This window comes from Paenibacillus terricola, assembly GCF_014779765.1.
Lineage (GTDB): Bacteria > Bacillota > Bacilli > Paenibacillales > Paenibacillaceae > Paenibacillus_T > Paenibacillus_T terricola.
This window is the reverse complement of record NZ_JACXZA010000007.1, coordinates 98,744-114,214: the sequence shown is the minus strand read 5'-3', so window position 1 is coordinate 114,214 and position 15,471 is coordinate 98,744. Positions and strand designations below refer to the sequence as shown.

At 52.5% G+C, this 15,471-nt stretch carries 14 protein-coding genes; 10 read left to right on the top strand and 4 right to left on the bottom strand.

Annotated elements, in window-relative coordinates:
* Positions 1 to 143: 143 nt before the first annotated feature.
* The 5 genes from H8B09_RS24375 to phnE (H8B09_RS24355) all read left to right on the top strand — a co-directional run bounded on the left by H8B09_RS24375 (position 144) and on the right by phnE (H8B09_RS24355) (position 4,669).
* Positions 144 to 524, top strand: coding sequence for a cupin domain-containing protein (locus H8B09_RS24375; protein ID WP_191206202.1), 381 nt, complete (start codon positions 144 to 146; stop codon positions 522 to 524).
* Positions 525 to 730: 206 nt separating this feature from the next.
* Complete coding sequence (locus H8B09_RS24370; RefSeq protein ID WP_318152745.1) at positions 731 to 1,879, top strand: phosphate/phosphite/phosphonate ABC transporter substrate-binding protein; 1,149 nt, start codon at positions 731 to 733, stop codon at positions 1,877 to 1,879.
* Positions 1,880 to 2,216: 337 nt separating this feature from the next.
* Positions 2,217 to 3,002 carry a phosphonate ABC transporter ATP-binding protein gene (phnC, locus tag H8B09_RS24365; protein WP_191206201.1) on the top strand — a complete coding sequence of 262 codons (786 nt, stop codon included), beginning with the start codon at positions 2,217 to 2,219 and terminating at the stop codon, positions 3,000 to 3,002.
* Positions 2,992 to 3,807, top strand: a complete 816-nt coding sequence (gene phnE, locus H8B09_RS24360) for a phosphonate ABC transporter, permease protein PhnE (RefSeq protein WP_191206200.1) — start codon at positions 2,992 to 2,994, stop codon at positions 3,805 to 3,807. Before phnC ends, phnE (H8B09_RS24360) begins: the two co-directional genes overlap by 11 nt.
* 58 nt (positions 3,808 to 3,865) lie before the next feature.
* Positions 3,866 to 4,669 carry a phosphonate ABC transporter, permease protein PhnE gene (gene phnE / locus H8B09_RS24355; RefSeq protein ID WP_191206413.1) on the top strand — a complete coding sequence of 268 codons (804 nt, stop codon included), beginning with the start codon at positions 3,866 to 3,868 and terminating at the stop codon, positions 4,667 to 4,669.
* 18 nt (positions 4,670 to 4,687) lie between these two features.
* On the opposite strand, the gene H8B09_RS24350 is transcribed toward phnE (H8B09_RS24355), so the two are convergent.
* Complete coding sequence (locus tag H8B09_RS24350; protein ID WP_191206199.1) at positions 4,688 to 6,277, bottom strand: bifunctional metallophosphatase/5'-nucleotidase; 1,590 nt, start codon at positions 6,275 to 6,277, stop codon at positions 4,688 to 4,690.
* Between the two features lie 266 nt (positions 6,278 to 6,543).
* Between H8B09_RS24350 and H8B09_RS24345 the strand changes: the two genes are divergently transcribed.
* Positions 6,544 to 7,503 (top strand): MraY family glycosyltransferase, encoded by a 960-nt coding sequence (locus H8B09_RS24345; RefSeq protein ID WP_191206412.1) that lies wholly within the window; start codon positions 6,544 to 6,546, stop codon positions 7,501 to 7,503.
* An 88-nt stretch (positions 7,504 to 7,591) separates the two neighbouring features.
* Here H8B09_RS24345 and H8B09_RS24340 read toward each other — a convergent pair whose 3' ends face one another.
* Positions 7,592 to 8,530, bottom strand: coding sequence for a LysR family transcriptional regulator (locus H8B09_RS24340; protein ID WP_224753956.1), 939 nt, complete (start codon positions 8,528 to 8,530; stop codon positions 7,592 to 7,594).
* A gap of 71 nt (positions 8,531 to 8,601) precedes the next feature.
* Here H8B09_RS24340 and aroC point away from each other — a divergent pair, with 71 nt between their 5' ends.
* Complete coding sequence (aroC, locus tag H8B09_RS24335; RefSeq protein WP_191206197.1) at positions 8,602 to 9,657, top strand: chorismate synthase; 1,056 nt, start codon at positions 8,602 to 8,604, stop codon at positions 9,655 to 9,657.
* A 153-nt stretch (positions 9,658 to 9,810) separates the two neighbouring features.
* On the opposite strand, the gene H8B09_RS24330 is transcribed toward aroC, so the two are convergent.
* Positions 9,811 to 11,307, bottom strand: coding sequence for an S-layer homology domain-containing protein (locus H8B09_RS24330; protein ID WP_191206196.1), 1,497 nt, complete (start codon positions 11,305 to 11,307; stop codon positions 9,811 to 9,813).
* A gap of 242 nt (positions 11,308 to 11,549) precedes the next feature.
* Between H8B09_RS24330 and H8B09_RS24325 the strand changes: the two genes are divergently transcribed.
* Positions 11,550 to 12,380 (top strand): ankyrin repeat domain-containing protein, encoded by an 831-nt coding sequence (locus tag H8B09_RS24325; protein WP_191206195.1) that lies wholly within the window; start codon positions 11,550 to 11,552, stop codon positions 12,378 to 12,380.
* Between the two features lie 88 nt (positions 12,381 to 12,468).
* Here the strand turns inward: H8B09_RS24325 and H8B09_RS24320 are convergent, their stop codons facing one another.
* Positions 12,469 to 13,101 carry a sterol desaturase family protein gene (locus H8B09_RS24320; RefSeq protein WP_397376094.1) on the bottom strand — a complete coding sequence of 211 codons (633 nt, stop codon included), beginning with the start codon at positions 13,099 to 13,101 and terminating at the stop codon, positions 12,469 to 12,471.
* Between the two features lie 226 nt (positions 13,102 to 13,327).
* On the opposite strand from H8B09_RS24320, the gene H8B09_RS24315 reads away from it, so the two are divergent.
* Both H8B09_RS24315 and H8B09_RS24310 read left to right on the top strand, forming a co-directional pair.
* A complete protein-coding gene (locus H8B09_RS24315; RefSeq protein ID WP_191206194.1) occupies positions 13,328 to 14,134 on the top strand; it encodes an AAC(3) family N-acetyltransferase in 807 nt (268 codons plus the stop codon).
* A gap of 233 nt (positions 14,135 to 14,367) precedes the next feature.
* A complete protein-coding gene (locus H8B09_RS24310; RefSeq protein ID WP_191206193.1) occupies positions 14,368 to 15,279 on the top strand; it encodes an iron-hydroxamate ABC transporter substrate-binding protein in 912 nt (303 codons plus the stop codon).
* The last annotated feature ends 192 nt before the right edge of the window (positions 15,280 to 15,471 follow it).

The window sequence follows — 15,471 nt, the reverse complement described above, 5'->3', positions numbered from 1 at the left end:
TCAATACCTGTGCCAAGAAGGCCTTGCCGTCAATGAGACGGCAGGGTCTTTTTTTTCATCCGAATAGATGCAGCTGGGGAGGTGAACACTACTGGTGGCTTTTGCCACCTACTACGAGATGCCCGAATTGGAGTGAAGCCCGAATGGCGGAACGAACGGTATTCGCTTATTTCAATACGCCGGAGCAGGCGAATCAAGCGCTGGAGCAGCTTCAGTCATTGAAGCTCGTCGAATATGCGATTGAACGAATTGACGGTTACGCAGGTACAGGCTATCAGAGCATTGATCAGATTGGCAATACGATTACAGGCAATTTCCCTGGACTTGGTTATTTGACGCTTAGCGGTGACTTCGACCTGCCTGACTCAGGGATATTGGCAGCAGCAAGCGTCAGCGCGAGCGGGTATAGCACAGGTGGACCGGACAACCGCGTTACTGGCAGAGATATTATGCTCGTCGCAATCGTAGATGAGGAAGATTATGAGCAGGCGAGTAAGATCGTGAAGGAAGCAGGCGCGTTGTAAGCTGCATAGATCGAACGATAGACCGTTGACGCTATTGCGTTAACGGTTTTCTTTTTGGCTGCAAATACGTGGCCGCCTCCGCCTAATTAACAATACATACATAATTTCACAATACTCTTCTAACATTCCGATAATCGCCCGTTAATAGAGTCGGCGTACGATAGTTTCGTGATACGAATGACGAAAAAAGTGGAGGGTTATCGAAAGTGAAAAACAAGCTTGTACTCTTTGTCGTATTTGCACTCCTTATTGGACTTATGGCCGGCTGCGGTTCGGACAAGAAAGATGACAAGACTGATACCGCTGCGAACAATACGTCGACGACGACTGACAATTCGCAATCAGCAACGAATACGGACACGAAGACTGACACAACGGATACCAAAGCTTCGACGACGGATGCTTCCAAACAAATCGGTGAACTGAAAGTAAGCTTCGTACCTTCGAAGGACCCAAGTGAAATCATTACGGCAACGGATCCGCTTAAGGATTTGCTCAAAAACCAACTGGCGACGGAAGGTTACACGGTAGATAAAGTTACGATCGATGTCGGCACAACGTACGAAGCAGTAGGCGAAGCATTGACGTCTGGTTCGACGGATATCGGGTTCATTCCGGGCGGCACTTACGCGTTGTACAGCGATGGCGCTGACGTTATTCTGACGGCTACGCGCGCAGGCCTGTCGAACGATTCGGACAATCCGAAGGATTGGAACGACAACAAGCCAACAAAGGCGACGGAAAACCAAGCAACGTACTACCGCGCCCTGTTCATTGCAGGCCCAACGAAGAAAGGCCAAGAGCTGGCTGCGAAAGTAAACGGCGGCGAACAACTGACGTGGGACGATCTGAACAGCGCGAACTGGATGGTCATGTCGACTTCTTCGTCGGCAGGCTACATCTACCCTACGCTCTGGCTGCAAGCAAACTATAACAAAAGCATTACCGACCTCGCGCATGTCGTAACGTCGGATTCGTATGCAAGCTCCTTCGCTCGTCTGGCTGGCGGACAAGCTGACGTCATCGTGGCTTATGCGGACGCTAGACGCGATTACGAGGAGAAATGGACGACGGATCTCGGCCGCAAAGCTTCGATCTGGGACGAGACGAACGTTATCGGCGTAACGCAAGGCATCTACAACGATACGGTCAGCGCGAGCAAGGAAGCAAAAGATTCGAAGATGACGCCAGAATTCAAAACGGCGCTGCAAAACGCATTCATCGCCATCGCTGCAACGGATGCAGGCAAGAACGTGATCAAGATCTACAGCCATGAAGGCTACAAAACGGCTCAAGCTTCTGACTATGACAACGAAAGAAAAGCGCAAGACCTGATCAAGAGCTTGAAGAAGTAATCAAAAGAAGTAATCAAAAGAAGTAATCAATAGCGCTAGAATTCTTATTTTCGAATAAGCAATCTCCATATGGTTGAAGAAAGATGAGCGCATCAGCCTTGATGTGCTCATCTTTTCCTAGTTCAAGACTATAAGATCAACCATGTTCAAAAAGTTCGGTTTTCAGCACCGAGAAGGTTGGATCAAGCGGGGAATGAGGATCGGAGCGTAGTGAAGTGCTACGTGAGAACCGGAAGTCTCAGCTTCATCCAGGATTCGATGCCGAATACTCTTCCTGTGGTGCTTCGTGATCAAAAGCGGACTTTTTGAACTACCTCTATAAGATCGGGGAATCCACATGATAGCGTTTATTAACGTGAACAAAACATATGCGAACGGCACGACCGCCTTGAACAACATCAACGTGAGCATAGAGCAAGGCGAATTCGTTGCGGTAATCGGCCTGTCGGGTGCCGGCAAATCGACCTTGATTCGTTGTATTAACCGGATGCACGACATTACGGACGGGCAGCTGCTTGTAGACGGCGTCGACGTGGCGAAGCTCAAGGGCAAGCAAATCCGACGATTCCGCCGGCGGATCGGCATGATTTTTCAATCGTTCAACCTGGTCACTCGCGCGACCGTCATCAACAACGTGCTTGTGTCTCTAGTGCCCGATCTGCCGATGTGGCGGAGGGTGACAGGGATCTTCTCAAGCAACCAGAAGCTTAAAGCGCTCGAGGCGCTGGAGAAGGTAGGTATTCTGGACAAAGCGTTCATCCGCGTTGACCAGTTGTCGGGCGGCCAGCAGCAGCGGGTAGCGCTGGCGCGCACTCTTGCTCAGAGTCCGGACATTATTCTGGCAGACGAGCCGATCGCCTCGCTGGATCCGGTCACGGCGAAGCTTGTAATGGATGATTTTAAGCGGATCAATCAAGAAATGAATATTTCCGTCATTATGAACATCCACCATGTGGAGATCGCGCTTGAATACGCGGATCGGATTATCGGCATTCGCCAAGGTGAGGTCGTCTTCGACGGGCGTGCCGCTGAGGTGACGAAGGATGTGCTGTCCTATATTTACGGCGGCAAAATGGAAGAAGCAGCAGCCTCGGCCGAGGAGCGTGCGTTCCATGTACGATAAAATGTTCCCGCCGAAGCAGATCGTGCTGCCAAGCGGCAAAGTCGTGTACCAGAAGCGAACGCGGCTGCCGCTTATTGCCGTTATCGTCATTGCGGCTGTCTATTATTCGGTCGAGCTCACCGACTTTAATCTGCACAAGCTTGTAACTCGGATCGGTGAATTTTTTGTTCTCATTGATGCGATGATTCCGCCGGACTGGAGCTCTTGGCACAAGATGTCGACAGCGCTGCTTGATACGCTGCAAATGTCGCTGCTCGGCTCTTTGCTCGGATCGCTGCTCGCTGTACCGTTCGCGATTGCGGCCTCCTCCAATATTGTCCGCAGCCGAATCGTCGTCGCGTTGTTCAAGACGATCCTCAGCCTGCTCAGGACGCTGCCGACGCTCGTCACGGCGCTTATTGCGACTTTCGTGTTCGGACTGGGGCCGATGGCTGGCGTAGTGGCTATCACGCTATTCACGATTTCCTATGTCGGAAAGCTGCTCTATGAACAGATTGAGAACGCAGATATGGGACCGTTCGAAGCGATGGAATCGCTGGGCATGACGCGTATTCAGGCGTTTCGCAATGCGGTTGTTCCTCAAGTGCTTCCTGGCTATTTGTCGACTTCGATATTTTGCTTCGAGGGCAATGTGAGGTACGCATCCATTCTCGGTTTAGTTGGCGCCGGCGGCATCGGCTTGCTCATCAAAGAAGATATCGGTTGGCGGGATTACCCGGGCGTGGGGATGATTATATTGGCGCTAGTCGTTACCGTCTATCTGATCGAAACGGTAAGCGAGCATATTCGGAAGAAGTTAATTTAATGCGTGTTCGAAAAGTGGACTTTTTGAACGACCTCTTTAAGGAGAATCGGTTGTTATGATGACGACAGTAGAAAGACAGCTTCTGACTTCGCCGCGCAAGATATGGTACAGACTGGCCATTACGTTCATCGCCATCATTCTGATCGGCTGGTCGGTGGGGGCTGTAAGCTTCAAAGACGTGAACCAGAGCGGTTTTCAAATCGCGTTTAATATTGTAAAAGGCATCGTTCATCCTGATCTTGACCTGCTGTTCAACGTATCCAAGCAAAGTGTACCCTATTTGCTCGTTCAGACGCTGGCGATCGCGTTTCTCGGTACAATCGTCGGCGGCATCCTCTCTGTCCCGCTTGCTTTCTTAGCAGCTTCCAATGTCGTCCCGAGGCCAGTCGCTTGGCTGACAAGGCTTCTGCTGATCGTTATACGAACGATCCCGGAGCTCGTCTACGGCCTTATGTTCATCAAAGTGGCCACGGGGCCGCTTGCAGGCGTGCTCACCATCGGCATTGTGTCCATCGGCATGCTGGCCAAGCTATATGTAGACGCGATCGAAGAGTTGGATGTGAAGGTGCTCGAATCGATGACGTCCATCGGCTGCACGACGTTCGAGAAGATCCGCTACGGCATCATGCCGCAGCTGTTATCGGTTTTCCTGTCCGTAACGATTTACCGGTTCGACATGAACATGCGCGAAGCTTCCATACTCGGGCTCGTCGGCGCCGGCGGCATCGGCGCGCCGCTTATTTTCGCAATGAACAGCTACAAATGGGATCAGGCCGGATCGATTCTGATCGGGTTGGTCATCCTTATTCTGCTGATCGAATTGGTCTCCAATAAGATGCGCGCCAGATTGGTCAAAGGGTAGCAAAGCCGCCCGAGCCCTTTAATAAACGATCCAGTTATGATTGCATTCGCTGCGAATCGTTCCGCGCTTCATAATGTAATCGGCTAGAATTTCCGTCATATCTGTCGGTATTTCACGCACGACCGTCCGGCCCTTGATCATATCGAAGTTGCCGCCGCCGCCCGCGCGGTAGCTGTTCATAGCGACCTCGAAGAACGTTTCGGGATCGATGGGCGCGTCGTTCCAGAGCAGCTTGACGACACGCTCTCCGACAGGCTGCGAAATATCGAGCGCATACTCGATGCCTTCCCACATGTCATAGTCAAAATGGCGTGGCTTCGGCAGGAGGTAAGCATCAGAAACCCGCAGCTCGCCCGTATGCTCATCCCGGTCGAAATAGCTGGCGCTCTGCTCAAGCGCTTCGAGGATTTCGCGGCCTGTTAGCCGAACGACCTTGAGCGTATTCGGGTAAATGTAGTTCGCCGTAACGTCGCGCATCGTAATCTGCCTGCCGAAGCCTCTCGCTTCATCGGTGAAAATAGCGGCGCACGAGATCGCAGCACCCGTCGTCTCCATCTGCACCCGATTGATGAATTCGGTGAACGGGTGATCAGCCTGCCGCGCCGCGAACGGCTCGGATATTGCTAGGTCGCCCTCCGCGTTGCCGATTGGCTGGTCGAGCCACTGCTGCGTCTGCCGCTCGCGCTCGGCGAACCGTGCTAGTAGTTCTTCGTCAGCCTGCTGCTCGGCATCCGCCGTAAGAAGCAGGCTGGCTCTCTTGCTGCGCAGCGACCATGCGCCTTCATCCGTCTGCTCGAATGTCAGTTGGACTTTGGCAATGGCTTGTCCGGCGAAGCCAGGCTGCGCGATGGCTACGCCATTGATTTCACCGGCAAGCAGGCGATGCTGATGCCCGGTGAATAGGACGTCCATGCCGTCGATCCGCATGCACATTTCGTAGCCTTGATTCTCGCTGGTAAGCGGCTCGGTCGGCTCGCCGGTAGCAGGATCACGTTCGAAGCCGCCGTGATAGCAGACCACAAGGGCATCGGGACGCTCATGCTCGTGAATATGCCGGGTCCAGTGTGCGGCCGATGCGAGTGCGTCCTCGAAGGCGAGACCGCGAATATGATCAGGGTTTTCCCAGTTCGGAATATAATGCGTCGTTACGCCGAGTACGGCAATGCGGATGCCCGCAGGCAAGGTGAAGATTCGGTAAGGGCGCCCGAACGCGGGTTGTCCGTCTGCTTCGTTCACGATGTTGGCGGACAGCCACGGGCAAGCAGACTGATAGACGGTATGCTTCAGCAGATCAGGTCCGTAGTTAAACTCATGATTGCCGATTACAGCGGCATCGTAACGCAGTGCATTGAGCGCCTCGGCGGCAGGGTGGATGCCGTCTCCGTCATATTTGGCATAGTGGTACATGAACGGCGTCCCTTGCAGCAGATCCCCGTTGTCAATGAGCAGCAGCGAAGGATCGATGCTCCGCTCCTTGCGGATGATGGTAGACAGCTTGGCAAGCCCAATGGGCTTGTCTTCGGCTCCCCGATAATCGGTGGGATACAGATGTCCGTGCAGATCGGATGTTTCCAATAATGTAACGATGGCTGTTTGCGGCGAATTCATAGGTATGCTGCTCCTGTTCGTCGAAGAGTAGATGATAGCTCCCTTCATTGAACCATATTTATGCAGGAAATGATGTTAAGCTTTTGCTAATTGTCCTATCTTGAAGCGAACGCGCACTCGGGCGTCATTGTGCCTGGTATTATCGTGATGGTGACGCTGATTGACACAATATCTGGTTTTTTGAGGAAGTCGATGGTTTAATCGACACAATTAGCGGTTAATATAAGGTGACTCGTATTTCGAAGCCTATGTAGGTGGTGAGGGAAATCTTATATTTAGCCGCTTTTGCGCTTTCATTTCTGATTGTTATCGCGCTCATACCGCCGTTCGGGAAGCTGGCTTTCCGGCTTGATTTTGTGGACAAGCCTCGCGCAGACGTGGAGCGTAAGCTGCACCGCAAGCCGATACCGCTTACGGCGAGTTATGCGATTTTTATTGGTTTCTTCGTCACGTACCTGCTCATTACGAAGGATTTCTCGTGGGAGACCGCGGCGCTTGTCGCTGGGGGCATTCTGCTGCTCGTCATCGGTACGGTTGACGACTGGTACAAGACGAAGGGCAAGGATTTTCCGGCGCTGCCGAAGCTGATCGTGCAAGTGTCAGCCGCAGTGCTCGTCTATATGGCAGGCGTTCAGTTCTCCGGCTTCTACAATCCCTTGTCGGGCGAATACGTGGTGCTTCCGGTTATTTTGCAATTCGTTCTGACGATTCTATGGATCTTCGGGGTGACGACCGTCATTAACTTCACGGACGGGCTGGATGGCTTGGCAGGTGGCTTGTCCGCGATCTCGGGACTCACCTTGTTCGTCGTGGCACTCGTGATGGGGCAATCGAACTCGGCGCTGCTTGCGATTGTGCTTGTCGGCGTGACGGCAGCTTATCTGCTGTTCAATCGGCCGCCTGCACGTATCTTCATGGGTGATGCAGGGGCGACATTCATCGGCTTCATGCTGGCCGTCATCGCACTGGATGGCGCGTTCAAGCAGGCGACGGTGCTGTCGATCTTCATTCCGATTCTGGCGCTGGGCGTACCGATCTTCGACAACCTGTTCGTTGTCGCTCGAAGGTTCATGCAGGGCAAGTCGATTTATCAGGCGGATGCGAGCCAGGCTCATTATCGGCTGCTGCGCGCCGGACTTAACACCAAGCAGGTGCTCATGTTCCTTTGCTTGATCAGCATGTGCTTCAGTTTAACGTCGATAATTTTGCTATTGGTTCAGATATAAAACATGTGAAGACGCAGCGGATAGGCCCTTCGGGCTTGTACGCTGCGTTTTTTAGTGTGTGATCCTAAGCAAGGAATTGCCTGATTTACTATCGAGAGGTAGAAGACAGCAGCCCCATATAGTAATCCGCAATTAACGATAAGGAAGCGTTGTTCCGGGTTGCGACGCCAATGAAACGCTCGGCAATCGGTGCTGTCGTCGTCAACTCGAACAGTGCTTCTTCACGAAGTTCATGCTGAACGAATGAACGCGTAACGTAGGCGGCACCATAGCCGTGGCGGGCAAGCTCAACGAGCATCTCGGAGCTGTTCAGCTCCATGTCGACTTCTGCCGTAATTCCCTGTTCAGCGAACCATCGCTCGATGAACTGCCGGGTATGGCTTCCTCGAGACAATAGAAGCAGCGGCAGCTTGTTTAGCTCCTCTGGTGTAATTGGCTGACTAGCCAGCTCCTTGTAGGCCGGACCAACGACGAAGCAGCCTTGGATCGCAGTGAGCGGCTTGATCTCAAGCTCGGGGTCGACGTACGGCAGATGCACGAAGCCAAGATCAATCTGACCTTCGACCAGCCGCGTACGAGTGTCAGCAGTGTTGCCTTGAAACAGACGAATGCGGACATTCGGATGCTGCGCGCGCAGCTCGTCCAGCGGCGGGAGCAGCAAATGTTTAATAATCGGTCCGCTTGCCCCGATGCGCAGCTCGCCCGATTCATAATTGCGCAGAGAAGCGATCTGCTTCTCGCCGTTATCGAGCAGCAAGAACGATTTCTCGACATAGTCGAGCAGCATACGCCCTTCGGAGGTTAGCGCAACGCCTTTCGACTGTCGGTCGAACAGCTTAACGCCAAGACTATCCTCTAGCTGCTTGATTGCATAACTGACGGACGGCTGCGTAATGTGGAGCTCTTGGGCTGCATGCGTCAAGTTGCCGGCCCGCGCGGTATGGAGAAATATGCGGTACCATTCCATATTCATTATCGATTTGATATAGATCACCTCTATGGCTGGTGTTCGAAATGATGATTTCATTAATTTCACTAATGCGATTATACTGAATATAGAGGAAAATACAACGTTCAGCATGATGGAGGGTATTGCATATGCCAGGTAGCACGTTTGGTGAAGCTTTCAAAATTACAACGTTCGGCGAATCGCACGGCGAAGCGGTAGGCGTTATTATCGATGGCATCACGCCAGGTCTTGAAATTAGCGAAGCAGAAATTCAAGTACAGATGGACCGCCGCAAGCCAGGTCAATCGTCGGTTACGACGCCGCGCAAGGAATCGGACAAGGTGCACATCGTATCCGGTATCTTCGAGGGCAAGGCAACGGGAACGCCGATGATGGTCGTCCTGTACAACCATGATATGAAATCCGAAGCGTACAGCGACATCCAGAATCTGTTCCGTCCGGGTCATGCAGACTATACGTACCTGAAGAAGTACGGCATCCGCGATCACCGCGGCAGCGGTCGTGCATCGGGTCGGGAGACAGCTGGCCGCGTAGCGGCAGGTGCGATTGCACGTAAATCGCTGGAGCAGCGCGGCGTCAGCATCGTGGCTTACACGAAGGAGATCGGCGGCATTCAATGCGAGACGTACTCGGAGGATGCTATCGAGAAAAACGCGGTACGCGCTTGCGATCCAGTTGCTGCTGAGAAGATGGTTAAGCTCATCGAAGGACTGGCGAAGGAAGGCAACAGCTGCGGCGGTGTCGTGGAATGCCGTATTCGCGGCGTGCAGCCAGGCCTTGGCGAACCGGTATTCGATAAGATCGACGCGGACTTGGCGAAGGCCATGCTGTCGATCGGCGCCGTGAAGGGCATCGAGTTCGGCGCAGGCTTCGCGGCAGCGCGTATGCTCGGCAGCGAGCACAATGATCATATGAACAAAGACGGCTTCGTTACGAACAATGCTGGCGGTATCTTGGGCGGTATTAGCACGGGCGAAGAAATCGTCTTCCGTGTTGCAGTGAAGCCAACTTCCTCGATCTCGGTTCCGCAGAAGACGATCGACGTTAACGGCGAAGAGAAACCAATCGTGACGGAAGGCCGTCATGACCCATCAATCTGCCCGCGCATCGTGCCTGTTATCGAAGCGATGGCTTGCCTCGTGCTCGAGGATCACTACAAGCGTCAAGCGTCATTGCACGCGTAATTTGTTGGACAAGGAGCAGCAGTTGTCGCGAAAGCGACGGCGGCTGCTTTTTTTTGCGTAGAGGGAAGTGGGCAAGGTGGAAGGAATGTCGGATGGAGCTAATAAAAAGAGAGATCCTGACGGATCCCTCTCGTGGTATTAAGAATTAGTCCATTAACCCAGCGTAAGCGTGAGCGAAACTTCTCTGACGTTGCCTGCCTCATCTGTCAATGTACCTGTAAGAGTGAGCGAATTCGCTGCGCCAGTCAGTACCTTCAGTTGGCTGACGGACAGACCGTCACCTTGTGCATCTGCACTGCCAAGGAAAGTTGCCAAGTTCAAGGTTTCTGCCGTTCCAGCTCTCAGATCCTTCGAGTAGGTAAGTGCTGGGTAAGCCGTCAGGTCGACAATTCCTTTAATGCCAGTCACCTTGAATGCAGCGTTCTCGTCAGCTGTGATCGTGCCAGTCTTCAGGTAAGCATCCGCTCCGAGCGTGAAACTGCCCGTGTTATTGTTGATCGTTACAGGGCTGCCGTTAATCGTTGCTGCAGTCAGGTTTGGCTTCGCATCGTCTGCTTTGATCGTTAATGTAACATTAGTGGAGTTACCTGCACTATCGCGCAGCGTGCCGCTGATGACGAAACCGTCTTGATTTTTATCCAAACTGTTCAACAGAGCCATCGATATACCATTTCCACCATGATCCAATGTACCCAGCTTTTCGATCAGATTGAATTTATTCTCTCCGGCAACCAGTGTCTGTGAAGTCGACAATGCCGCATAGTCAGTCAGTGTAATGCCTTCCACTGCAGTTACGGTCAACGTGGAGGCTTCACTTACGGTAATCGTTCCTTTGTTGAGAGATTCACTGCTCCTGAGGCCGACTGTTCCGTCCACACCGTTTAGCTTGACGTTTACGTCGTTAATGGTAGCGCCCGTAATCGTTGGTGCCGTCGTGTCCGACGGAGTAGACGAGTTGTTGTTATTGTTGTTATTATTTTGAGGTTCCTTCGAATCGTCGTCTTTGCCGTTATTCTGTTCTTCTTCTTGTTTCTTCTTCTCCTCGTAGGCCTGATTACCGCTGAACGCACCGCTTACAAGGTCAGCGCGAGTGGCTTTTTGTTTGCCTGTCGCGTCTGAAGGAATGAGCTTCTGCTCAATCGCTTGTTTAACGGCATCGGCGTACCATGGAGTACCGGAGATGTCTGGTTTTTCGCCTAGTCCTCTGAGTAAGCCTACAGCGAATTCGCCCATCGTTACAGTATTGCCTGGATCGAATGTGCCATCGGTTCTTCCGTTGAGAAGGCCAGCCTTCTTGGCTGCTTCAATGTAAGGGATTGCCCATCCGCTCGTGTTAGGGCCGGTGCCAACATCCGCAAAGCTGGAGGACTTAACGGAGGAGTCGATGTTAACGCCATAAATAAGCGTAAGGACCTTGGCGAATTGGGCCCGCGTCATATTCTGATCGATGCCGAAGTTATCGTTGCTGACGCCATCGAATACACCTTTGGACAGCAGCGCATCGATTTTGGCTTTGAGCGCGGCGTCGATTCCCGCTAGATCCTGAAAATTTGCTGTGGTCTTGGTTGCATCGGCGCTGGCGATAGCTCCTGGTAAGAGGAGGCTTACCCCGAGCGGGAGGAGTAACAATTTCGATAATTTCTTGTTCATTTACAAGCTCCTTTTCTAATTATTAGAAAAAACATACTAGGGCATTTATCGGCAACTTGGTTGTGATTCATTAGGATAATTTTGAGAGTCTTTATTCGGGTCGGCCAAGGCTGTGATATCGTATAAGGACAAGGGAATGTCGAGTAGGCGGAACGCAAGATGAGCGAATTTGGATGCGTTGCGCGTCGTTCGCCATCGTCGAAACGCGATAAGGGGAGTCATTTACATCGGGAGGGAGCTACATGGATGAACCATCACTAGGGGCATCGCCGATATTCCGGCAGGCTCTAGAGGCGATAGATAGGGGAGAGGCTGCGCGATTGGAGCGGTTGCTGGCCGAGCATCCTGCACTTGTGCAGGAACGCGCTGATACAGGCGAGGAAGGCTACTTCCATCGACCGTATTTGCTCTGGTTCACAGCGCATAATCCGATCCGTGGCTGCGGTTATGTGCCGTCGAACACGGACGAGATGATCCGACTCATTATCGCCGCAGCAGAACGGAAACAGTTGCACAGCCTGCAGGAGCAACTGGATTACACGCTCATGCTTGTAAGCTCCGGCTGCGCAGCGCGGCAGTGCGGGATGCAGCACAAGCTGATCGGCGCACTGTTGGATGCGCACGCCGACCCGCAGGCTGCGCTGCTGCCCGCGCTCGCCCATCGCGAGACGGCGGCGGTCCGCCAACTGCTCGCGCGCGGTGCCGCGCTGACGCTGCCCATAGCCGCTGCTATCGGGCCGCTCGACGAATGCGAGCGGCTCATTGCGAAAGCGGATGCGAATGAGCGCCAGCATGCGCTTGCAGCGGCTGCGCTGTATGGGAACGCTCCTGCGCTTGCGCTGTTGATTGCGGCCGGCGTTGATCTGAACGCGTACAGCCCTGCGTCATTTCACCCGCATGCGACAGCGCTTCATCATGCCGTCGATTCGGGCTCGCTCGAAGCCGTCCGGCTGCTCGTCGAAGCAGGATCGGATCCTTGCGCGCCGGATAAGTTGTTCGGCGGAACGCCTCTTGGCTGGGCTGACCATATCGGAAGGCAGGAAATAACGGCGTACTTGCGCAGTTTAAAGTGAGGGCTGTCGGCCGGCATGACATAAAGAACAACAGCCATCGCGTGCTTGGATGCACGGATGGCTGTTTATTTGATACCAATAAACCGTCTTAGTGCATCGTTTGACCACGCTTCTCGAGATCTTTGACCGTGGCGCTTGTCTGCACTGTTTTCTCATCCTTTAGCGTGCCGAACAGCACGTCGACGAACGGAGTGGAGACGCCGTACCAATAGTTCTCGTTCTTGTAATGATGGAGCAGGTGCATCCGTTTGTTCCAGCGCCCCAGCTTGGTCGTTGGCTGGATCGGTCGATGGGCGATGTAATGCTTCCATTCGTAGATAAGCAGCATGCACACAAGCCCGGCTCCGAAGGCCAACGTCGCGTTCAGCATGCCTGTCACGAGGAAGAAGAGGACGGCGAAGACGGCCAGATTCGGAAGGCTGTACCAGACCGGCAGAAACAGCAGCTTAAGGTCATTCGGATGGGTATGATGATCATAATGTAAGCGCTTTAGAAACTTTAAAGCAAGAGCGTTTTTCGGGGTTTTCAGATGGAATAGAAATCGATGAGTCATGTACTCGCTCACCATGAATGCAGCCATGCCAATAAGGAATATAGCCATGTTAAGCCACGTCAGCTCGCGATAGCTAACGACGACTGCCAGTACGAGCAGCACACCCGCCATCACAACAATATCGGAATGCAGAAAGAAATTGCGATAAAGCCCTTTCCTGCTCATCATAGCTGCCCATCTCCTTCGCCTATGCCTACAATCCCGAGTGTACAGGAAGAAGAGCACGGCCAGCAATAGGGGATAATCAGATATGGAAACGATTGTCGCACCTTATAATAGTTGGTATAATATAGAAAATAAACTTAAGGGCAATGCATCCCTAGTTATCACTAGAGACAACCCCGCTAATTACAGCGGGGTTGTCTTATTTTTGTGCCCACAAGGAGAGATTTGGATGAGGACGCTGGCAGCAGAGACAAGAGCAATATGGACATTGGAAGACTTGATTAACCGCTTCGCGGAGTGTGGGGTGAAAGAGGGCCAGACGTTGTTCGTCCATGCATCGCTGAGCAAGCTGGGTTTCGTTGTAGGCGGGCCGGAGACCGTTATTCGCGCGCTGTTGACGCTTGTGGGAGAGGAGGGAACGCTCGTGATGCCGGCGCAAACGTGGAAAAACCTTGACCCAGCGTCGGGCGTTCATTGGGAAGAGCCGCAGGAATGGTGGCCTATTATTCGAGCGCATTGGCCTGCCTATGACAAGGCTGTTACGCCTGCCATCGGCATGGGTGTCGTCGCCGAGATGCTTCGTACATGGCCGGGCGCCTGTCGCTCCGACCATCCAGCACGATCGGTAGCGGCGGTTGGCAAGCATGCAGCGTATATAACCGAGGAGCATGACCTGTGCAACATTGTCGGGGACGATTCACCGCTCGATAAGGTGTATCATCTGGACGGGAAGGTGCTGCTCATCGGCGTCGGTTATGACAAGAACACCTCGCTGCATCTTGCGGAAGCAAGGGCGAATTATGCGTCCAAAACCTTCAGCCAAGAAAGCAGCGCGATGCTAGTCGAGGGTGTTCGACAGTGGGTCACGTATGAGACACTGGCTGTGAATGATGACGATTTCGTACAGCTTGGCGAGGCGTATGACGAGGCGATGGGTACGGTTGTGCATCGAATCGGCAATGCCGATATTCGATTACTGAGTCAGCGGTCGCTCGTCGATTGGGCGGTCGGGTGGATGGAGCATAACCGCGTATAGAATGACGGTTGAGAAGGGCCATTTTCCATAAGGAGAATGGTCTTTTTGGCGTGGCAGTTTATCGGCCTTACAAATGTTTTATGAGAAATAAGTTGACAAACCGGTGTGCTTGGTTTAGCATTTTAATTGCAACTGATAATCATTATCATCAAGTGATTATCACATCACATATTCAGATCCGCCACTACTTACGTATTCCACTATCATTCATATAGACAAGGAGAAATCATCACATGTTTAAAAATCGCACCAAATTGCTGCTTCCGCTCATTCTCATTCTCGCACTGGCGCTTAGTGCATGCGGCAAATCCAATGAGGAGGCGAGCAGCGGCGAAACGATTACTTATCAATCGGAGTCGGGTCCTGTTGTAGTACCAGCTCACCCGCAGCGTGTTGTCGTATTGACTTCTTATGTCGGTTCTGTCATCCAGCTCGGCGTTAATATGGTTGGGGTGGACTCATGGTCCAAGTCGAATCCACGCTTCGAGGAGCAGCTGAAAGACGTTGCTGAAGTGTCTGATGACAATCTGGAGAAAATTATCGAGCTGAAGCCGGACCTCATTATCGGTTCCGACAGCACGAAGAACCTCGATAAGCTGAAAGAGATTGCACCAACGGTTGCATATACGTACAACAAGGTTGACTATTTGACGCAGTTCGTCGAGATCGGCAAGCTGCTGAATAAAGAGAAGGAAGCACAAGCTTGGGTTGACGACTTCAAGGCACGCGCAGCGAAGGCCGGCGAAGAGATCAAAGCGAAGATCGGTGCGGACAAGACGGTTTCGGTTATCGAGAACTATGACAAGAACCTGTACGTATTCGGTGACGCATGGGGCCGTGGTACAGAAATTCTGTATCAGGCAATGGGACTCGCAATGCCGCAGAAAGTCAAAGAAATGACGGAGAAGGCTGGCTGGTACGAACTGTCCGCGGAAGTGGTTCCGGATTACATGGGCGACTACGTGATCTTCAGCAAAGACGCAAACGGCGATTCCTCTTTCCAGCAAACGAATACGTACAAGAATACGCCAGCAGCAAGCAACAACCATGTGCTTGAAGTGGATGCGCAAGGATTCTACTTCAACGATGCGTCGACGCTTGATTATCAGCTGGACCTGTTCACGAAATTCTTTCTTGGCCAATAGTTAAGGACTGTTACGAAGAGGACTCGTCTATTGACGGGTTCCTCTTTACCACATAAGAATTTATAAGATATCGAGTCTCTCGAATAAACAAATTCTTATTGGCGATAAAACCTACCTCATGCTTACGAAGCTGCTTTGCTCCGCAAAGCTGTAGGTCGCTCATCTGTGAATAGCCTCGATAGGGGTTTTCTC